The organism is Rhodococcus sp. DK176, assembly GCF_038447315.2.
In the GTDB taxonomy this organism is placed as follows: Bacteria; Actinomycetota; Actinomycetes; order Mycobacteriales; family Mycobacteriaceae; genus Rhodococcus_F; species Rhodococcus_F jostii_A.
This window is the reverse complement of the sequence record NZ_CP118321.2, coordinates 4,072,651-4,092,496: the sequence shown is the minus strand read 5'-3', so window position 1 is coordinate 4,092,496 and position 19,846 is coordinate 4,072,651. Positions and strand designations below refer to the sequence as shown.

The window sequence follows — 19,846 nt, the reverse complement described above, 5'->3', positions numbered from 1 at the left end:
TTCATTCCTTCCGTTGGGGTTGCGTTGCGATCAGTTCGTCGATGCGCGCGATACGTCCCCGCCAGACCTGTTCCAGCTCCGCGAGCATGGACGACACCGCGCGTACTGCTTCCACATCGCCCGTGGCGAGTTGTTCACGGCCGCTGCGTCTTTTGACGAGTAGGCCGGACTTCTGGAGAACGGCGACGTGCTTCTGTACCGCAGCGAAACTCATGTCGTACTTCGCTGCCAGTGCCGAGACGGAATGCTCGCCGGCCAGCACGCGACGCATGATGTCGCGCCTCGTTCGGTCGGACAGCGCGTGGAACAGGGCATCGGCCCGGTCCTCATCTGTTTCTGACACACCCAGAACATACAACCGATTGGTTGTATGTGCAAGGCCCCTTCGACTCTCAGGTTGAAGATGTTGCATACGGTGCGCCGGCGAGAGCGATCTAGCTCGGGGAGAACCCGCCGACATCGATCGAGATCCACAGCGGTGCGAACATCGCGATGGGCACCGGCGACAATTCCGGGACATTCATGACGTCCCTCAACGTATCCACCCCCCAGGTAATCGCATACCAGCCCAGTGCGACTCCCAGGACAAATCCAGCGAACTGGCCCAGCAGAGCGGCCACCAGCTCATACCTGGGCTCCTCACCCGCGGCCGCCGTTCCGGCGTCGTCAGGCTTCGGCTCGGATCGCATCGTCCCATTGTCCTCCGCAGGATTCACCCGTGCTGGTTGCCGACGGTTTCGCACACAAGTTTCGACACGCGACTTATCTCAGTGGGGCGCGGCCAGGCACGGGCGCACCTCATCTTTCGCGACGGGCAAGTGCGTCCATTTCCGGTCTCCTTCGTCTGATCTGGTACCCATCCCCACGGATCAAGGAGCCACCATGACCAACCCCAACGAGTTCGAGACCTCGGCGACGGACCGGACGGACGCAAACCCACGGACTGCGGCGCCGACGTGTTGCAGCACCGAACGGCAGGCCACCTGCTGCGACCTCAGTGAGAAGTCGACATGCTGCGGTCCGGCGGCGACGGCCGGCCGCGAGGGATGCGGCTGCCAGTAGCCCTCAGGTGACAACGGTGCGGTGCGAGCGAAGATGGCTCGCGCCGCACCGCAGTCTTGTCAGCGTGACCTCGCCCGGTCGCCCCGCCGCCGTCACCAGAGATGATTCGCCGGTCTACTCGTCGTCCGATGGCGTGGCTCCGCAGGCGCAGGATCCGCTGCGGGGCTGGTAGTCGTGGACGTGGCCGCTACGGTCCTGGCTGATCTGACAGCAGGTGTGCAATTGAGCCTGGAGGGCGGCGCGGCCTCGCTGGACCCGGGATTTCATCCCGGACACCGAGATTCCCGCCTCGTTGGCGGCGGCGGCGTTGGTTCGGTTGTCGAGGTCGACCATCCTCACCGCCGCGGCCTGCTCGGCGGGCAGCCCGGAGAGCATCGGCACCAGGCAGGAGGCGAGTTCCTTCTCCGCCGTCTCGTCGGCGTCAGGTTCGCCGTCGGGTGGGTTGTCGGGGACGGTGTCGACAGCCAGCTCGCGGCGGTGGGGCGCGGACCGGTAGTAGTCGGTGATCGCGTTGCGGGTGATGGCATACATCCAGCCGAGGAGGCGGTCCTGCTCCCGCAGGTTGTCGAGGCTCTTGGCCATCCGCAGGAACACGATCGACAGAATGTCGTCGGCGTCCTCGGGACGCGAGACCCGGCGGGCGATGAAGGCCCGCAAGTCGCTCGAGAAGCGGCGCCAGAGCTGGTCGAGATCAGCTGGTGCCTGCTGGGGTGTCATCGCGGTGGTGGCCGTGTCCTCGTTCATGATCTGTGGTTCCTTTCCGTCTCCAGCATCCCCGCCTGGCGTCGCGGTCGCGACCCCCTGAGGGCGTCCTCTCTCAGGTACGGACGACGGTGACCGCGGTCGGACGCACCTGCGTCCGAATCCGAAGTTCCTCGTCTGTATGGGTGTCGATATCGATTCCGGATTCTCCGGTTCGACGTACCAGTAGAAGCACGGTGAGGAGGTGAGAGCAATGCTGACTACACATCTGTTGTCGGGTCTGACCAGCGAAGAGGTCGATCTGATCGTGGCGGAGGAGCTGCATCTGCTCGACGCCGCCGCATGAGCGCCGTCGACGCCCGCACCGGGCGCACCCGCTGACCACAGCGCTCTCCTAGCCCCTCCCCCTGCACCGGGTAGGGGCCATCAGAGTGCCCGGCTCCGGACCAGGAGGGCACACACCAAACCGCCCTGCCCCTCCCGTTGTGGGATGGGCAGGGCGGGTTCGTTGGTCAGCGGGTGCGTGCCGACCGAATCATGCGGGTGAGGACGGGAACGGCGGTCACCACCGCCCACAAACCGATCGCCGCGACCAGGGCGGTAAGAGTGTCGCCGGCGGTGGCGGTGCCGAGCACGTGGCCGCGCAGGGCATCGGTGGCGTGCGCGACCGGATTCACTGTCGCCATCGCCTGCATCCAGCCGGGCATGGTCTCGATCGGCGCGAACGCACTCGAGACGAACATCAGCGGCATCATCACCATCATCCCGGCGAACTGGACCACGTCCGGCCTGCGGAGCCGATCCCCGATCAGCCCGAACAGGGCGCTCATCGCCCCGGCCAACACCACCAGCACCAGGACCGCGGCGACGGCATCCCCTGCGGTGCCGTGGAACTCGAAACCCAAAGCGACGGCGGCGATCCCGAGCAACGCAGCCCGGGCGAGGGTGAAGACGGCCTCGTTGATGGTGCGAGCCACCCCCGGCAGCGCCGCCCGCATCGGCAGGGCAGCGAAGCGGTCGTGCAGGCCGTTGGTGTGATCGATCGCGGCGGACACTCCGGCGTTGGTGCCGGCCATCACCGTGGAGACGGCGAGCATCGCCGGGGTGAGGAAGACGATGTAGCTGACCCCGGCAGGGAAACCCGGTCCGGCGGCGACGCTGCGGAACACCTGACTGAACAGCACCAGCATCGCCATCGGCATGGTCAGCGAGAACATCAACAGCTGCGGAACGCGGGCACTGGTGCGCAGGTTCCGGACGGTGAGTGCGGCGAGCTGGTCGAAGGCCGAGGGCCGCCCGATCGCAGTGGTGGTGGTCATTTGTGGGCTCCTGTGTGGGCGAGGTGGGTGAAGACGTCGTCGAGGCTCGGTGAGGTCACGTCCAGGTCGGTGACCTCGATGCCGCCGCGGTGCAGGTCGGCGACCAGGGCGGTCGCGGCGGGGGCGTCGTCGACGGTGACCGACACCCGCAGGCGGTCGCCGTCGACCCGCGGATCGGTGTCCGGGACGAAGGGCAGCGCGGCGAGCTGACCGGCGGGGATGGTGGCGCTGAGGACCTTGCCGCCGACAATCCGTTTGAGCTCGGCGGGGGTGCCGCGGGCGGCGACCCTGCCCCGGCGCAGGACCACGATGTGGTCGGCAAGCCGGTCGGCCTCCTCGAGGTACTGGGTGGTGAGCACGACCGTAGTGCCCGCGTCGGTGAGCTCGTCGACGACGTCCCACAATCCGGCGCGGGCGAGGGGATCGAGACCGGTGGTCGGCTCGTCGAGGAACAGTACCGACGGCGAGCCGACGAGGCTGGCGGCCAGATCGACCCGCCGGCGCGAGCCCCCGGAGAGTTCCCCCACCCGCCGGGACGCGTATTCCTGCAACCCGAGCCGGTCGATCAGCGCGTCGGCCCGTTCGCGGGCGGTGCGGCGCAGCCCGGTCAGTCGGCCGATCAGCTCCAGATTCTCTCGGGCGGTGAGGAATTCGTCGAGACCGGCGTATTGGCCGGTCACACCGATCCGGCGACGCACCTCGGTGGCGTGGACGACCACGTCGAGGCCCTCGATCTGCACGCGGCCGATGGTGGGCCGCACCAAGGTGGTGAGGGTGCGGATCAAGGTGGTCTTGCCGGCACCGTTGTGGCCGAGCACACCGAGCGTGGTCCCGGCGGCAGCCTCCAGATCGACACCGTCGAGAGCCCACGTGTTGTTGTAGGCGACGTGCAGATCCTCGACCACGACGGTCGGCGCGTTCATCGCACACCCCCGAACCGGTAAGGGGCGGGGCGGGCAGTCGGGTGGATGGTCATCGGAGGTTCCTCTCGGAAGGTGTGCACCCACCCGGTGGTGAGTGGGAGTCCGCTTCCTCAGACGAACGAACCTCGAGTTGGACGCACCCGAAGCAGAATCAGGCAGGTCAGGAGATGGTGGCGCCATCGGCGGCGGGTTCGGGTTCGTCGAAGACCCCGGCGCCGCCGCATACCCCCGTCTCCGGCAACGTGAGTTCGACGCGGGCGGCGGCGGCGTGGTCGCCGGCAAGGGCGGCGGCGATGCTGCGGACCTGCTCGTACCCGGTCATCGCCAGGAACGTCGGCGCCCGCCCGTAGCTCTTCATCCCGACCAGGAACACATTCGGCTCCGGATGCGACAGTTCGGCTATCCCGTGCGGGTAGACGGTGCCGCAGGAGTGCACGTTCGGGTCGATCAACGGCGCCAACTCCACCGGCGCCTGCAGCACCGGGTCCAGGCCGAGGCGGATCTCCGACAGCCAGGACAGATCGGGCCGGAATCCGGTGAGCACCACCACCCGATCGACGTCCTCGATGCGGGCGCCGGTGTCGGAGATCAACGCCACCCGGCCGACGTCGCCGTTGGGTTCGATGGTGGCGGTGCGGAACCCGGGAACCACCGTCAGCAGCCCGTCGTCGAGCGCCGCCTTGGCACGCAGGCCCAGGGCGCCGCGGGCGGGCAGCTGGTCGTCCTCGCCGCCGCCGAAGGTGGACCCGACATCTCCGCGGCGTAGCACCCAACTGATCCGGGTGCCCGGCGTCTGCTTCTCCAGGCCCGCCAGCGCCACGATGGCGGTCAGCGCCGAGTGCCCGCTGCCGGCGATCACGATGTGCTTACCCGCGTACCGGGCGCGCACCTCGGGATCGTCGACATGCGGAACCCGGTATTCGAGAACGTCGGCGGCGGCGCGCTCGCCGAGCGCGGGCAGGCCTTCCCCGCCGAGGGGATTGGGGGTGGCCCAGGTGCCGGAGGCATCGATCAGGGCCTGCGCGGTGATCCGATCCTCGGTGCCGTCGGCGCGGCGGATGTGTACCGAGAGGGGTTCGGTGTCGCGGCCGGCGTCGACGACACGGTCCCGGCCGCGCCGGGCCACCCCGACCACCTCGGTGGACAGCTGCACGATGTCGCCGAGTGCGGTCGCGAGGGGTTGCAGGTAGTTCTCGGTCCAGTCCTGGCCGGACGGGTACGCGTCGTCGTCCGGCGCCGCCCAGCCGGTGGCGTCGAGCAGGCGGCGGGCCGACGGGTCGATTAGCTCACCCCAACGGGAGAACAACCGCACGTGATTCCACTGCGTGATCGCGGCACCGGCTACCGGACCGCGTTCGAGGACCAGCGGGGTCAGGCCACGCTCGCGCAACTGGGCCGCGGCAGCGAGGCCGATCGGTCCGGCCCCCACGACAACAACAGGCAAGGCGATCATTTCGGAGTCCTTTCATCGATGTTCATCGATCCTTTCCAGAGAGTATCGATGCGCGTCGATGAAGGCAACCATCGATGGATATCGATATAGTGAGGGCATGGCTTCCCCCGACATTCCGGTCGCCCGCCCCGCGGACAAGGTGGATGCGTTGGCGCCGCAGGATGCGGCCACCTACGCCGGGTGGTTCGCGTGCCTGGCCGACCCGACCCGGGTGCGGCTGCTGCACCACGTCGCCTCCCACCAGACCGGGATCAACGTGGGCGAGCTGGCCGAGGCTCTGGGTATCGGCCAGCCCACCGTCTCGCACCACGTGCGCAAGCTTGCCGATGTCGGGTTCGTCTCGGTCCGCAAGAGCGGCACCAGCACCGTCGTCATGGTCAATCCGGCCTGCTGCACCGGACTGCCGCACGCCGCCGACGCAGTGATGGGTGTACTGACGCCGCGTCCCTGCTGCCCGGACGACCTGCCCGACGACGTCTCCGTGCGCACCATGACCGATCAGGACTGGGATGACGTGCGCCGGATCTACGGCGAAGGCATCGCCACCCGCAACGCCACCTTCACCACCGAGGTCCCCACCCAGGCGACGCTCGATGGACTGTGGCTGCCCGGGCATCGGTGGGTCGCCGAGATCGACGACGTCGTGGTCGGCTGGGCCGCCCTGTCCCCGGTGTCCGGGCGAGCCTGCTACGCCGGGGTGGCCGAGAACTCGATCTACGTCGCCGACGGGATGCGCGGGCGCGGCGTCGGCAAGGCCTTGCTGCGCTCCCAGGTCATCGCCGCCGACGAGGCCGGACTGTGGACCTTGCAGACCTCGATCTTCCCCGAGAACCGGGCCAGTATCGCCCTGCACCACTCCGCCGGATTCCGCACCCTCGGTGTGCGCGAACGCATCGCCCGACTCGACGACATATGGCGCGACACCGTATTTCTCGAGCGCCGCTCCCCCGTCGTCGGATAATCCTCCGAATCGACTGGGGCACGAGATGTCCGAGCAGCAACCTGTCGATCGTGCCACGATCGCCGCGGACCTCGAACGCGCCCGGAGCGTGCTGCACGAATTACTCGACGGTGCGAGCGCCCCGGATCTCGCGAGGCGTTCGTCCGGAACCCGATGGACCAACGAGCAATTGCTGTTCCACATGGTCTTCGGCTACATGGTCGTTCGCCGGCTGCTCCTGCTGATCCGGATGTTCTCCCGGCTGCCGAAGGGGGCGAGCCGACGGTTCGCGCACGTGCTCGACGCCGCCACCCCAGTCTTCGACGAGGTCAACTTTCGGGGCTCGGCCCTGGCGGCGCGCGTCTACAACCGACGCCGGATGGGCCGCCACTTCGACCGCGTCATCGCTTCGCTGCAAGGCTCCCTCGCCCGGCAGACCGATGCAGACCTACAGCGCAGCATGTCCTTTCCGGTGCGTTGGGATCCGTTCTTCACCGAGACGATGACCGTCGAGCAGGTCTTTCGTTACCCGGGAAAGCACTTCGACTTCCACCGACAACAGCTCACTCTCGACTGAACGGGGTAGCTGCCGACACGTAGGAATTCAATTCCTACCGACGTGACGAAATCATGGTGGACAGTTGTTCAATATCAGAATGTGAGAAAGAGCGTCATTAATCGAAACGTTCTGCAGACCCGCGTGCGATAGGCAAAGTAAGCGGAGATCGACGATCCCGTGTTTCACATAAACAACAGGGAAGAGAATTTCTCGGACTCGGCTGACGATCGAGTGATCCAGGACAGGGATTCTCGGCTCCCACCGGCAGCCGAGAATCCACACCCTGAACAGGGGTAATATGCCTCCGGCAGTGGCGTCGGACCATTTGACAGACCGGTGGCGCGAACTCGGGAGAGAAACTAACAATCCCGCTGCAGGAGTCGGGGATTATCGAATGAGGTGAGTATTATGAAAAACACATTCGCTGTGCGATCGGCAGTCGTGGCCGCCGTCATCGCTCCCACCCTGGTTTTCGCGGGCGGCACTCCCGCCACGGCGGCACCAACACTGAGCGCGGGCGGAACCGGCCAGGTAGAGGTCAGGGTTCCGACCGGTGAAAGCTGGACGTGCTTCGCATTCGACTCGAACTTCACGTTCAAGACGGGTGCCTTCGCGGCTGGTGCCGGCACGCTCGACGGATTCGCGACGGGATCGAATGTGACCGCGTTCTGCTTCGGCAACATGGCCCCGTTCTTCTTCTCGGGCAGCGTGAAAGTCACCTAGACCGGGACCTTTTCGCCGCGTCGAACGTGCCCTCGGCAGTATGTTCGAGACATGAAGGCCATACTCGCCCTTCTGTCTCTGCTGCTCGCCGTCGTGTTGGGCTGCTCCGGCGATGACAGCACACCGTCGGCGGGCAATGACCGTCCGTCATCGCCGTCGAGGACATCACGCCGGAGTCGATAGCGGCCACCGTCGCCAGCCTCCAGGACAGTGGGCACCCCGACGTCGCGCTGGTCGGCGGAAGCGCGGGCGCCGACGCAATCCTGCAACTGGCCTCGCAACAGCCCGACCTACCCGACCAGCTGGTGCTGCTCTCCCCCAACCGGGTGGTCGACGGCCTCGGCAGTGAGCCCAAGTTGTTCATCGCCAGCGAGGACGAGCCCGTCGCCGGCGTGTCGGAGCAACTCGCCGACGGATCACCGGGCGCCGACAACAAAGTGATCCTTCTGCCGGGCTCCGCACACGGGCAGAACATCTTCAACAGCGAGAACGCTGATGCGGCATTGGACGCGATCCTCCAGCGGCTGGCCAACTGAGGATCGAATTGCCGTGCAACTCGCCGGAGCAGCCGCGCCGAGTCCGCGAACACGTCACAATGAGGGGCGTGAACCTTCCCGACATTCGCCCCGCAATCGTTCACACAGGGGTTCGGATACTGCTCGGACGCAGCAAACTCCGCACGGCCGAGGACACGCGGCGCGACGTCCACGCGACGACGCTGCGGCCGGCCTCGTTCAACCCGCCACCATCTCCACTCCTGCGCGGGGTGCGGCTCTCCGCCGACCGCACCGGCGGGTTTCCCGTCTTCACCGTCGAACCGGACAACGGGCGATACGGGAAGACTGTGGTCGACTTCCACGGCGGTGCCTATGTCCGCGAAATAATGTCCGTCCACTGGCTGTTCGCGCGCACCATCACCGCGGCGGCATCGGTCCGGCTTCTGCTTCCGATCTACCCCCTCGCCCCGCACCGGACGGCCGCCCGCACCGTCGCCGATGCGGCCGACCTCGTCGAATCGGCAATCTCCACCCGAGGCGCCGACAACGTGGCGGTGATCGGCGATTCCGCCGGTGGCGGGCTCGCGCTCGCCGCAGCGCAGGAACTCAAACGTAGGGGCGCACCACAGCCGTCGCGGCTGATCCTTGTCGCCCCGTGGCTGGACGCCACCATGAGCGACCCCACCCAAGCCACCATCGAGAAGCGCGACATCCTCCTTGCGCGCGGAGGACTGGAAGAAGCCGGCCGACTCTACGCGGGCGACCTCGAGGTCACCGACTGGCGCGTCAGCCCCCTCTTCGGCGACCTCACCGGCCTCGCGCCCATGAGCGTGTACACCGGCACCCACGACATTCTCGTCACCGACTCCCGCGCGCTCACTCAGCGAGCACGCGAGGCAGGCACGACAGTCGACTACATCGAGGAGATCGGGATGCAGCACGACTACGCACTCTTCCCCCTGATCCGCCAGGCACGTGCCGCCCGCGACGACATCGTCCGCACACTGCGAGCGTGACGTTCAAAAGATAGAACACGTGTCAGATCTTCCGCCCGCGACACCTCCAGCTGTAGCATTCGGGGATGAGTCGAGTAGGTAGCTACAGTGACGATGACGTGGCAGGTTGGCTGTCGATCTCACCCGAGCTTGGTGGTGCGCTCGGCGCTTTCACGGACGCCGTGTACAACCGGAACCGGTTACCGTTACGGGTTCGGGAGATCGCCCGGATGGCTGTCGCGGAGGCCAATGAGTGCGCCGTGTGCCTCGGCACCCGCGACAGGAGTGGCGCCGATGCGGGGATCGACGAGCACTTCTACGATCACGTTCTCGAGTGGGAGTCGTGGCCCGGGTACAGCGCCGAGGAGCGGACGGCGGCGGAGTTCGCCCACCGGTTCGCCACCGATCACACGGCGCTCCGCGACGACGAGGACTTCTGGGCGCGGTGTCACGAGCATTTCACCGACGAGATCCTGACCGACCTGGCGTTGTCGTGCGCGTTGTGGCTGGGGACGGGCCGGGTGCTGCGGGTGCTCGACATCGGTCAGACGTGCAAGCTCACGCTCTGAGCACTCCGGTTCTCATTCCCACTCCCGCTGCGGCAGGACGTCCTCCATGAACCTGCGCAGCGCGGGGTTCCGGTTGTCCGAACGCCAGGCGGCGTTCATCTGGACGGGCCGGTCGCGGACGGCGGAGACGGGACGGAACACGACCCCCTCCGGGTGCATCGTCTGCGCGGATTCGGGGACGAGGGCCATGCCGAGCCCGGACCGGACGAGCACGAGCATCGTGTGCACCTGCGTGACGTACTGCACGTAGCGGGGAGAGGCGCCGACGATCGTGAACGTGCTGATGAGCAGTTCGTGGAAGTACCGCGCATCGACGGGCGAATACATGACGACGGGCTGATCGTCGAAGTCCTCCACAGCCAGCTGCTCGGCGTCGGCGAGGGGGTGACCGGCGGGCAGCGCGGCGACGAGCCGTTCGTGGTGGATGGGGCGCGTGTCGATGCCGGGGCGGGTGAGGATCGGGCGGATCAGACCGAGGTCCAGTTCACCGCTGATCAACGATTCGATCTGCACGGAGGTGACCATTTCCCGCAGAACGACTTTCACGTCCGGGAGTCTGTCCCGCGCGGCCTCGAGCAACCTCGGCAGCACCGCGTGCGCGGACGCGCCGGTGAATCCGACGACGACGGTGCCGAGGTCACCGGCCGGGACGCGCCGCACCGTCAGCGCGGCACTCTCCGACAGGCTCAGGATGCGCCGAGCGTCGGGCAGGAACGCCGCACCGGCGGCGGTGAGGGTGACGGATCGGCTGGTGCGGTCGATCAACTGCACGCCGAGTTCGCTTTCGAGTTGCTGGATCTGACGGCTCAGCGGCGGCTGCGTCATGTGCAGGCGCTCGGCGGCGCGACCGAAATGCAGTTCCTCCGCGACGGCGATGAAACACGACAGCCGCGCGAGGGAGAACATTCGATCCACTCCTTTGCCTCGGGGTGGACTCAATGTATCCCACCCCGAAGGCGCCGACCGAGACCGCGGTCGGCGCCTTCGGTGAGACAGTTACCAGCGAGGGCAGGTGTTCTCGAACGTCGGATCCACCGACTTCATGTATCCGGTGTCGTCGCGGTCGCGCACCCCGCAGTCGAGGTACTGCTGGTGCAGGGCGGCGAGGGCGTCCTCGTCGATCTCCACACCGAGACCCGGCGTCGTCGGCACGGGGACCGCGCCGTCGACGAACTTCAGCACACCGGGTTTGACGACGTCCTCGGTCTTCCACGGCCAGTGCGTGTCGCACGCGTACGTGAGGTTCGGTGTGGCGCCGGCGAGGTGCACCATCGCGGCCAGGCTGATGCCGAGGTGCGAGTTGGAGTGCATCGACAGGCCCAGACCGAAGTTGTCGCAGATACCGGCGAGCAACCGCGACCGCTGCAGGCCACCCCAGTAGTGGTGATCCGACAGCACGACCTGGACCGAATCCTTCAGCACCGCAGGCTTCAGCTGATCGAACGCGACGACGCACATGTTCGTGGCCAGCGGCATCTTCGCCTCCCGCGCAACCTCGGCCATGCCGTCGAGGCCCGGCGTCGGGTCCTCGAGGTATTCGACGATGCCGTCGAGTTCCGACGCGACCCTGATCGACGTGTCGACGGTCCACGCGGCGTTGGGGTCGAGGCGCAGCGGCAGGTCGGGGAATGCGGCACGCAGCGCCTTGATGCCGGCGATCTCCTCGTCCGGCGAGAACACGCCGCCCTTGACCTTGATGGCCTCGAAGCCGTACTCGCCGATCATCTTCTGTGCCTGACGGACCAGACCGTCGGGGTCGATCGCCTCGCCCCATTCGTCGGGCTCGGCGCCGGGGTGCCCGGCCCACTTGTAGAACAGGTAGGCGCTGAACGGGACGGCGTCGCGCACCTTGCCGCCGAGCAGATCGGACACCGGCCGTCCGAGCGTCTTGCCCTGCACGTCGAGGCACGCCACCTCGAACGGGGAGAACACGCGGTCGGTGGTGCTGGCCGTGGTGATCATGCCCGCGACGCCGTCACCGCCCGTGACGGTCAGGGTGGCGATCTTCTCGTCGATCGCCGCGCGGATCGCGTTGAGCGCGAACACGTCCAGCCCGACGATCGCGTCGGCGGCCGCCTCGAGCCGGATGAGGTGGGCTGTGTCGGCGTACGTTTCACCGAGGCCGACGAGCCCGCCGTCCGTGTCGAGTTGAATGATCGCACGCAGCGCGTAGGGCTGGTGCACGCCGACGGTGTTGAGGAGCGGCGGGTCGACGAACGCGACGGGCGTGATCCGTGCGCCGGTGATCCGGATGGGTGCGGCAGTCATCAGACCGCCGCCTGCACGGCCAGCGCGTCGGCGAGAACGGCGCGACCGGCTGCGGTGATCTGCGCGAGTTCGAGCAGGTGGGCCTCGCTCGTCGGGACGAGCGGCGGCCGCACGGACCCGGCGTCGATACCTTCCATCGCGACCCCCGACTTGATCAGCGACACCGCGTATCCGGGCACCTGATCACGCAGACGCACCAGGGGATGGAAGAAGTCGCGGAGCAACGCGTCGGTGAGTTCCTCGTTGCCGGATTCGAGCGCCTCGTAGAACCCGAGAGCGAGTTCGGGCGCGAACGCGAACGTCGCGGACGAGTACAGCGTGACGCCGATCGCGCGGTACGCCTGCTGGGTGACCTCGGCGGTGGGCATGCCGTTGAAGAACAGGAACGGCTTGCCGGACGGGGCGAGCGCGTCCTTCACCGCACGGACGATGCGGCCCACCTTGTCGAGATCACCGGTGCCGTCCTTGAACCCGACCACGGTCGGGAACTGCGCGACCTCCACGGCGGCCGCCTCGTCGAACCGGGCGTTGCCGCGGTTGTAGACGACGAGCGGGAGATCGGTGGTGTCGGCGACCGCGCGGGTGTACTCCACCAGTCCGGCCTGCGGCATCGTCACCAGGTACGGCGGGAGCAGCAGGATGCCGTCGGCGCCATTGGCCTTCGCGCTGGCGGCGAACTCCTTGGCCTGCTGCAAGGAGCCGCCGGCGCCGGCGAACACGGGGACGCGTCCGGCGACGACCTCGGTGGCCTTGGCGACGATCTTGCCGAACTCCTCCAGCCCGAGGGCGTGGAATTCGCCGGTGCCGCAGGCGATGAAGACGCCTCCGGGGCCGGCGTCGACACCCTTGGCGACGTGCTCGGCGAGCCGGTCGTAGTCGACGTCGCCGGATGCGGTGAACGGGGTGACGGGAAAGAACAAGACGCCGTCGAGCATGGGGAACTCCTTCACGAAGGGAAAATCAGGCTTGGGTGAGTCGGCCGTCGATGCGACGCCACAACTGGTCGGGGTTGCCGTCGGCGATGGCGGCGGGGAGCAGCGAGCTCGGAACATCCTGGTAGGCAACGGGACGCAGGAACCGTTCGATCGCCAGCGAGCCGACGGACGTGGTGCGCGAGTCGGAGGTCGCGGGGTGCGGGCCACCGTGCACCATCGCGTGGCCGACCTCGACCCCGGTGGGCCAGCCGTTGAACAGGATCCGGCCGGCCTTGAGCTCGAGGACGGGCAGCAGCCGTCCGGCCTCGTCGAGATCGGCGTCGTCGACGTGGACGGTCGCGGTCAGCTGTCCTTCCAACTGCGCCGCCACGGCACGCACCTGCTCGGCGTCGCGGCACTTGACGATCAGACTGGACGAGCCGAACACCTCCTGCTGCAACACCTCCGATCCCAGGAACGTGTCGGCGTCGCTGCTGAACAGGGCAGCCCGGCACGAATTGGGGGCGTCGGACTCGACGCCGCGGGCCTCCACGGTGGCCGCGCCCTCGAGGGCGGCAACCCCGTCGGCGTAGGAGCCGGCGATGACCGGGGTGAGCATCGGCGTCGGCACCGCCTCGGTGACCGCGGCATTCGCGGCCGCGACGAACTCGGCGAGGCCGGGACCGTCGACGGCGATGACGAGTCCGGGGTTGGTGCAGAACTGGCCGGATCCGAGCGTCAGGGACCCGACGAACGCGCGGCCGAGGTCGGCGCCGCGGGTGGCGAGTGCGTTCTCGAGCACGAACACCGGGTTGATCGAACTCATCTCGGCGTACACCGGGATGGGTTCCGGACGTCCGGCGGCAGCGGCGACCAGAGCGGTTCCACCGGAACGGGATCCGGTGAATCCGACGGCCTTGATGCGCGGGTCGGTGACCAGTGCGGTGCCGAGCCCGCGGCCCGAGCCGAACAGCAGGGAGAACGTGCCCGCGGGCATGCCGGTGCTCGTGACGGCGTCGGCGATGGCGCGGCCGACGAGTTCGGAGGTGCCGGGGTGCGCGTCGTGGGCCTTCACGACGACGGGGCAGCCCGCAGCCAGCGCGGACGCGGTGTCGCCGCCGGCAACGGAGAAGGCGAGGGGGAAGTTGCTCGCACCGAACACCGCGATGGGTCCGAGCGGCACCTTCCGCTGCCGGATGTCGGCACGGGGCAGGGGCGTCCGGTCGGGCATCGCGGGATCGATGCGGGCACCGTTCCAGCCGCCGTCACGCAGCACGCCGGCGAACAGCCGCAGCTGTCCGGACGTGCGGCCCACCTCACCGGTGATGCGGCCCTGGGGAAGACCGGATTCGGCGCACGCCCGTGCGATGAGCGTCTCGCCGAGGGCCTCGATGTTGTCGGCGATCGCCTCGAGGAACTGGGCGCGCTTCTCGCTGCTCGTGGCGCGGAACGGCGCGAACGCCTCGGCGGCGGCGGCGCAGGCGGCGTCGACGTCTCGTTCGTCACCGTGCGCGAAGCCCGGTTCCAGCCGGCCGTCGGTGGTGGGGTCGATGCCGTGGATCGTCGTGCCGGAACCCTGGACGGGCTTCCCTGCGATGATCATCTGTCCGGTCACGTCGGTCCGGTTCACCGTTGCTGTCATGATTGGGTCCTCGAGTTCTCGTCTGCGTTTCGTACGTGCCGGTGAGAGGTCACTTGGCTGCCACGGTGGGCTCGTCGGAGCCCACCTCTGCCAGGCCCGCGACTTCGTCGATGTCTTTCTTGTCGCGCCGGAAGTACGTCACCGCCGCGGCGGCGGCCAGGGCGAAGAGCGACAACACGACGAGGCCCATCGTCACCGTGCCGGTCTGCTCCTTGATCACTCCGAAGCCGAACGGGGCCACGAAGCCGCCCAGGTTGCCGAGCGAGTTGATGATCGCGATCGCCGGTGCCAGCACCATCGGGTGGAGGGTGCGCTGCGGAATGGACCAGAACAGCGGGCTCGCGCTCTTGAATCCCATCGTCGCGATGCACAGCAGCGGAAGCGCCAGCCAGGGCGTGACGAACGCGGCGGCCATCGTGCCGACACCGCCGATGAGCAGCGCGGCGACGAGGTAGGGCTTGTGCCGTCCGGTGCGGTCGGCGGAGCGGTTGGAGAAGTACATCGCGAAGATCGCGCAGATCCACGGCAGCGAGGAGAGCAACCCGACGGTGACGTCGTTGGTGCCCGGGATGCGGCGGATGATCGACGGGAGCCAGAACGTGTTGGCGTAGATCGCCATGGTGATCGCGAAGAAGATGCCGCAGCACACCAGGATCCGCGGCTGCAGGAGCAGCTTCCAGCGCGAGCCCGACTCGCCACGCTTCGCGGACGCCTCGCTGCGCAGCACGTCCTCCTCGGCGATGACGGCCTGCAGGTCGGCCTTTTCCGGGGCGGTGAGCCACTTCGCGTCGTCGATCTTCGAGTCGAGCAGGCGGTAGGCGATGCATCCGACGACGACGGACAGCAGGCCTTCCAGCCCGAACATCCACTGCCAGCCGTGATGCCCACCGAGTCCGTCGAGGGACAGCAGCGGTCCGGACAGCGGCCCCGAGATGGCGGCCGCGATGGAGGACCCGGCGATGAACAGTGCCGTGGCGCGGCTGCGGTGGTTGTTCGGCAGCCAGCGGGTGAAGTAGAAGATGATGGCCGGGAAGAAGCCGGCCTCGGCGACACCGAGGAGGAACCGCAGGACGTAGAACATCTCCGGGCCGTTGACGAACACCATCGCCGCGGACACCAGGCCCCACGAGATCATGATGCGGGTGAGCCACACCTTGGCGCCGAACTTCTCCATGAGCACGTTCGACGGCAGTTCGAAGATCGCATAGGCGATGAAGAAGACACCTGCACCGAAGCCGTACGCCGCGGCGCCGATTCCCACGTCCGCCTCGAGATGCGTCTGCGCGTAACCGATGTTGGATCTGTTGAGCTGGTTGCAGATGAGCATGACGATGAACAGCGGGACGACGCGACGGAAGATCTTGGAGACCGCGCTGTCGACTGCCGGGGAAACGGCGAGGGGGAGGGTCATCGGTGACTCCTCTCTGTGTGCTGGCGCTGGCGGTGCGGGGAACGTTGGAGGACTCCGATCACGCCCGGCTACCAGGCGTGACCTGAGTCATAGGAGTCACGCTAGAGGCATGGTCGATACATGTCCAAGTCAAAGATTCTCGTTATCGATGCCGAAGTTGAATCGACGGGATTCCTGCTAGTTTTCCTGTCGTGAGCGCCGACGCAGTCACCTTCGAATTCGTCCGCACGACGCGCGAATTCTTCCCTCAACTGCAACGATGGCTCCGCGAACCGCACGTCGCGCGGTTCTGGAACCACGACACCGCGGACGCCGACATCGAGCGCGATTTCGGCGGCAGCATCGACGGCACCGAGCCGTGCGAGGACTTCCTCGTCCTGCGCGGCGGCCTGCCGTTCGGATTCATCCAGCGGTACCGGATCGCCGACTACCCCGAGGACCTCGCGCTCCTCGCAGCCCTCGTCGAGATCCCACCGGGAAGCATCTCCATCGACTACTACGTCGGCGACCCGCAACACACCGGCCGGGGGCTGGGAACCGCGATGATCAGCGCGTTCGTCGCCAAGTGCCGCGCCGACCTACCCGACGCCACCGCGATCGTCGTCCCCGTCGTCGTCCCCAACCGGGCGTCGTGGCGCGCGCTCGAGAAGGCCGGCTTCCGCCGCGTCGGCGAGGGCTACCTCCCACCGGACAACCCCATCGACGACGGCGCCCACTACATCAGCAGGCTCAATCTGGACGGGTGCCGGCCGGTTCAGCCGGTGTCGCCCGACCGCTGAGTTCGCCAGCGGCTCGGGCTGCATCCGAACCGCCCACTGAACCAGCGGGAGAAGTTGCTCGGCGCCGAGAACGCCAGCATGTCCGCGATCTCGGTGAGACTCAGGCGGGGATTCGCGACCATCCGTTCGGCGAGTTCGACGCGGGTCGCGTCCAGGACGGTCGAGAACGTCTCGCCGCTCTCGGCGAGGCGGCGATGCACCGTCCGCCGGTCCACACCCAGGCTGCGAGCCACCTGCTCGACGGAACAGCGGCCCGTCGGCAGCAGTAGTTCGATCAGCTCGCGGACCCGGCTCACGATGGTCACGTCGTCCGACGGCTCCCAGGACTCGAGGAGTTGCTGGGTGTAGGGACGGAGCAGTGGATCGGACATCTTGTTCGGCGCAGCCAGGTCGCCGGCCTCGATGACGATGCCCGCGAACTCGTGGTCGAAGTTCACCACCGGCCCGAACAGGCGTCGGTGGGTCGCCGTGTCCGGCGGAGCCGGATGGGGGAAGCAGACGGCGAGCGGTTTCCAGCCGCCCCCGAGGAAGCCGCGCAGCAGCCGGTGCAGCACCCCGACGGCCAGTTCCACCGACTGCCGAATCTCGGTCGTCTCGCCCACGTCCAATTCGACGCGCAAGGTCACCAGACCGCCGCGCTCCGACATCCGTGTCCGCAGCGCCTCGTTGTAGGTGTGCTCGTACCTGGTCAGGACGCGCAGGGCACTGCGGACGTCGGGCTCCTCGCGCACGACGAGGCTGAGAGGGCCGAGGTTGGAGAACTGCCTGCGCTCGGCGAGGCGCAGCCCGAAGTCGTCGTACCCGGATGCGCTTACCGACGCCTCGAGCAACCACGCGATCGCCGCGGCCGGGATCCAGCGGTCCTGGAGGCCGAGCCCGGAGGGGTCCAGACCGGCGGAGCGCAGCAGCGGTGCCGGCTCGAGTCCGAGCGACCGGCACAGCTCTACGTACCCGTTCAGTGACGCGTACCGCGCAAGGGGTTTCATACCGCCTCCAGCATGTCCCGAAATGATACGCCGCCTGTCTCGCAGGGATAAGCATGCGCCTCATCGCGACCCTACTGTTAGGTGCATCACAGAACGAGGCCGAAGCGGCGGCCTTCACATCGACGAGGAGAAGTACAGTGGCACAGGCTGTTCGGTTCTACGAGCACGGCGCACCCGAGGTCATGCGGTGGGAGAACGTCGAGGTCGGGGAGCCCGGCCCCCACGGGGTCCGGATCCGGCACGAGGCCGTCGGACTGAACTTCGCCGACACCTACTTCCGCACCGGCCTGTATCCGGCCGAGTTGCCCGCGGGCATGGGCGTCGAGGCGGCCGGTGTCGTCGAGGAAGTCGGCTCCGGCGTGACCCACGTGCAGGTCGGTGACCGCGTCACCTACACGGGCAGCCCCCTCGGCGCCTACAGCACCGAACGCGTGATGCCGGCCGCACCGCTGATCCCGCTGCCGGAAGCGATCCGCTTCGACACCGCGGCCGCGATGACGATGCGCGGTCTGACCACCGCCTACCTGCTGCGCCGCATCCACCCGCTGAAGGCGGGCGACACCGTGCTCCTGCACGCGGCGGCCGGCGGCGTCGGCCTGATCTTCACGCAGTGGGCAAAGTTGCTGGGCATCAACGTGATCGGCACCGTGTCCACCGACGAGAAGGCCGCGATCGCCCGCGCCCACGGGTGTGAGCACGTGATCGTCTACACCCGGGAGAACGTCGCCGAGCGGGTTCGGGAGATCACGAACGGTGCCGGCGTCCCCGTCGTGTACGACAGCATCGGCGAGTCCACCTTCCAGACCTCGCTCGACTGCCTCGCCCGGCGCGGTCTGCTGGTGTGCTTCGGAACGGCCTCCGGACCGATTCCTCCGATCAACGCGATGCAGCTGGCCGTCAAGGGGTCGCTGTTCGTCACCCGCCCCGCGCTCGCCGACTACATCGCCGACCCGGCCGAACGCGCCGAACTCGCCGGTGAACTGTTCGACCACGTCGAGGCGGGACGAATCCGGATCGAGATCAACCAGAGCTACGGGCTCGAGGACGCGGTCCAGGCACACCGGGATCTCGAGTCCGGACGCAGCATCGGCTCCTCCGTGTTCCGCCTCTGACGGCGCGACACCTCTCACCACGACGGAGACACCACCATGAACGACACTGCGCAACTGACGCATTCACCCGAACGGCACACGATCCTCTCCCCGTCCGGTTCCTTCCGGCTGGCACCGATGACGTGTTCCCTCGGCGCCGAACTGTTCGACGTGAACCTCGGCGACGCCTCCCGCGACGACGCCCTGTTCGCCGAACTCCGGGAATTGCTGCTCGAATACAAGGTCCTGTTCCTGCGCGACCAGGACATCTCCCGCGCCGAGCACGTGGCGCTCGCCGAACGGTTCGGTCCGCTCGAGGATCACCCCGTCGCGGGCAGCGACCCGGATCATCCCGGGCTCGTGCAGATCTACAAGGACCTCGACAGCCCGGCCGAGCACTACGAGAACGCTTTTCACTGCGACGCCACCTGGCGGGAGAACCCGCCCATGGGTTGTGTGCTCCGCTGTGTGGAGACGCCCCCGGTCGGCGGCGACACCATCTGGGTGAACATGGCCGAGGCCTACGCGAAACTCCCCGACGCGGTGAAGAAGCAGATCGACGGACTCCGTGCCCGGCACAGCATCGAGGCGTCGTTCGGCGCGGCCCAGCCGACGGAGCAGCGGCACGCATTGCACCAGCGGTTCCCGGACGCCGAGCACCCCGTGGTGCGCACGCATCCCGAGACCGGTGAAAAGATCCTGTTCGTCAACGCTTTCGCGACCCACTTCGTCAACTACCACACCCCCGAGAACATCCGGTGCGGCATCGACTACGCACCCGGTAGCAGCAACCTGCTGAACTACTTGATCAGCCAGGCCGCGATCCCCGAGTACCAGGTGCGGTGGCGGTGGACCCCGAACAGTGTGGCGATCTGGGACAACCGGTCCACCCAGCACTACGCGGTCCAGGACTACTGGCCGGCCGTCCGCAAGATGGAACGCGCCGGAATCGTCGGCGACCGGCCCTTCTGAATTCTCACAGCCCCTATTCATCAGATCCGATTTCGAACGGA

At 67.6% G+C, this 19,846-nt stretch carries 22 protein-coding genes; 10 read left to right on the top strand and 12 right to left on the bottom strand.

Annotated features, from left to right (window positions below; all coding sequences use genetic code 11):
* Window position 1: 1 nt before the first annotated feature.
* Window positions 2-343, bottom strand: coding sequence for an ArsR/SmtB family transcription factor (locus PSR88_RS19305; RefSeq protein ID WP_011596363.1), 342 nt, complete (start codon window positions 341-343; stop codon window positions 2-4).
* Between the two features lie 91 nt (window positions 344-434).
* Entirely contained in the window at window positions 435-689 is a 255-nt protein-coding gene (locus PSR88_RS19300; RefSeq protein ID WP_037197999.1) for a hypothetical protein, read from the bottom strand.
* 193 nt (window positions 690-882) lie between these two features.
* Here PSR88_RS19300 and PSR88_RS19295 point away from each other — a divergent pair, with 193 nt between their 5' ends.
* Window positions 883-1,062 (top strand): hypothetical protein, encoded by a 180-nt coding sequence (locus tag PSR88_RS19295; RefSeq protein WP_157180207.1) that lies wholly within the window; start codon window positions 883-885, stop codon window positions 1,060-1,062.
* A gap of 114 nt (window positions 1,063-1,176) precedes the next feature.
* On the opposite strand, the gene PSR88_RS19290 is transcribed toward PSR88_RS19295, so the two are convergent.
* The 4 genes from PSR88_RS19290 to PSR88_RS19275 form a co-directional block, all read right to left on the bottom strand.
* Entirely contained in the window at window positions 1,177-1,806 is a 630-nt protein-coding gene (locus PSR88_RS19290) for a sigma-70 family RNA polymerase sigma factor (protein ID WP_016884642.1), read from the bottom strand.
* A gap of 470 nt (window positions 1,807-2,276) precedes the next feature.
* Window positions 2,277-3,083 carry an ABC transporter permease gene (locus PSR88_RS19285; protein ID WP_009476873.1) on the bottom strand — a complete coding sequence of 269 codons (807 nt, stop codon included), beginning with the start codon at window positions 3,081-3,083 and terminating at the stop codon, window positions 2,277-2,279.
* Window positions 3,080-4,006 carry an ATP-binding cassette domain-containing protein gene (locus tag PSR88_RS19280; protein WP_016884645.1) on the bottom strand — a complete coding sequence of 309 codons (927 nt, stop codon included), beginning with the start codon at window positions 4,004-4,006 and terminating at the stop codon, window positions 3,080-3,082. The genes PSR88_RS19285 and PSR88_RS19280 overlap by 4 nt, the downstream gene beginning before the upstream one ends.
* 160 nt (window positions 4,007-4,166) lie before the next feature.
* Window positions 4,167-5,459, bottom strand: coding sequence for an NAD(P)-binding domain-containing protein (locus PSR88_RS19275; RefSeq protein WP_011596359.1), 1,293 nt, complete (start codon window positions 5,457-5,459; stop codon window positions 4,167-4,169).
* 97 nt (window positions 5,460-5,556) lie between these two features.
* On the opposite strand from PSR88_RS19275, the gene PSR88_RS19270 reads away from it, so the two are divergent.
* The 6 genes from PSR88_RS19270 to PSR88_RS19245 all read left to right on the top strand — a co-directional run bounded on the left by PSR88_RS19270 (window position 5,557) and on the right by PSR88_RS19245 (window position 9,742).
* Window positions 5,557-6,420, top strand: a complete 864-nt coding sequence (locus PSR88_RS19270) for a helix-turn-helix domain-containing GNAT family N-acetyltransferase (protein ID WP_016884646.1) — start codon at window positions 5,557-5,559, stop codon at window positions 6,418-6,420.
* A 25-nt stretch (window positions 6,421-6,445) separates the two neighbouring features.
* A complete protein-coding gene (locus tag PSR88_RS19265) occupies window positions 6,446-6,976 on the top strand; it encodes a DinB family protein (RefSeq protein WP_016884647.1) in 531 nt (176 codons plus the stop codon).
* Window positions 6,977-7,366: 390 nt separating this feature from the next.
* Window positions 7,367-7,681 carry a hypothetical protein gene (locus PSR88_RS19260; RefSeq protein WP_011596356.1) on the top strand — a complete coding sequence of 105 codons (315 nt, stop codon included), beginning with the start codon at window positions 7,367-7,369 and terminating at the stop codon, window positions 7,679-7,681.
* 305 nt (window positions 7,682-7,986) lie between these two features.
* Window positions 7,987-8,217, top strand: coding sequence for a hypothetical protein (locus PSR88_RS19255; RefSeq protein WP_011596354.1), 231 nt, complete (start codon window positions 7,987-7,989; stop codon window positions 8,215-8,217).
* A gap of 68 nt (window positions 8,218-8,285) precedes the next feature.
* Window positions 8,286-9,194, top strand: coding sequence for an alpha/beta hydrolase fold domain-containing protein (locus tag PSR88_RS19250; RefSeq protein WP_016884648.1), 909 nt, complete (start codon window positions 8,286-8,288; stop codon window positions 9,192-9,194).
* A gap of 65 nt (window positions 9,195-9,259) precedes the next feature.
* A complete protein-coding gene (locus PSR88_RS19245; RefSeq protein ID WP_029539728.1) occupies window positions 9,260-9,742 on the top strand; it encodes a carboxymuconolactone decarboxylase family protein in 483 nt (160 codons plus the stop codon).
* A gap of 12 nt (window positions 9,743-9,754) precedes the next feature.
* On the opposite strand, the gene PSR88_RS19240 is transcribed toward PSR88_RS19245, so the two are convergent.
* The 5 genes from PSR88_RS19240 to PSR88_RS19220 all read right to left on the bottom strand — a co-directional run bounded on the left by PSR88_RS19240 (window position 9,755) and on the right by PSR88_RS19220 (window position 15,977).
* The gene (locus PSR88_RS19240; protein WP_005237937.1) at window positions 9,755-10,648 is read right to left on the bottom strand and encodes a LysR substrate-binding domain-containing protein; all 894 of its coding nucleotides are present in this window, start codon (window positions 10,646-10,648) and stop codon (window positions 9,755-9,757) included.
* A 90-nt stretch (window positions 10,649-10,738) separates the two neighbouring features.
* Window positions 10,739-12,010, bottom strand: coding sequence for a glucarate dehydratase family protein (locus PSR88_RS19235; protein WP_011596352.1), 1,272 nt, complete (start codon window positions 12,008-12,010; stop codon window positions 10,739-10,741).
* A complete protein-coding gene (locus PSR88_RS19230; protein ID WP_016884649.1) occupies window positions 12,010-12,945 on the bottom strand; it encodes a 5-dehydro-4-deoxyglucarate dehydratase in 936 nt (311 codons plus the stop codon). Before PSR88_RS19230 ends, PSR88_RS19235 begins: the two co-directional genes overlap by 1 nt.
* Before the next feature lie 25 nt (window positions 12,946-12,970).
* A complete protein-coding gene (locus PSR88_RS19225) occupies window positions 12,971-14,566 on the bottom strand; it encodes an aldehyde dehydrogenase (NADP(+)) (RefSeq protein WP_016884650.1) in 1,596 nt (531 codons plus the stop codon).
* Between the two features lie 49 nt (window positions 14,567-14,615).
* Entirely contained in the window at window positions 14,616-15,977 is a 1,362-nt protein-coding gene (locus PSR88_RS19220; RefSeq protein WP_016884651.1) for an MFS transporter, read from the bottom strand.
* Window positions 15,978-16,168: 191 nt separating this feature from the next.
* Between PSR88_RS19220 and PSR88_RS19215 the strand changes: the two genes are divergently transcribed.
* Entirely contained in the window at window positions 16,169-16,756 is a 588-nt protein-coding gene (locus tag PSR88_RS19215) for a GNAT family N-acetyltransferase (RefSeq protein ID WP_016884652.1), read from the top strand.
* Here the strand turns inward: PSR88_RS19215 and PSR88_RS19210 are convergent.
* The gene (locus PSR88_RS19210; protein ID WP_011596348.1) at window positions 16,732-17,742 is read right to left on the bottom strand and encodes an AraC family transcriptional regulator; all 1,011 of its coding nucleotides are present in this window, start codon (window positions 17,740-17,742) and stop codon (window positions 16,732-16,734) included. The two genes, PSR88_RS19215 and PSR88_RS19210, sit on opposite strands and share 25 nt — an antisense overlap.
* Window positions 17,743-17,879: 137 nt before the next feature.
* Here PSR88_RS19210 and PSR88_RS19205 point away from each other — a divergent pair, with 137 nt between their 5' ends.
* Window positions 17,880-18,854, top strand: a complete 975-nt coding sequence (locus tag PSR88_RS19205) for a quinone oxidoreductase family protein (RefSeq protein WP_009476858.1) — start codon at window positions 17,880-17,882, stop codon at window positions 18,852-18,854.
* A gap of 36 nt (window positions 18,855-18,890) precedes the next feature.
* Window positions 18,891-19,805, top strand: coding sequence for a TauD/TfdA family dioxygenase (locus tag PSR88_RS19200; protein ID WP_016884653.1), 915 nt, complete (start codon window positions 18,891-18,893; stop codon window positions 19,803-19,805).
* Window positions 19,806-19,846 lie beyond the last annotated feature (41 nt).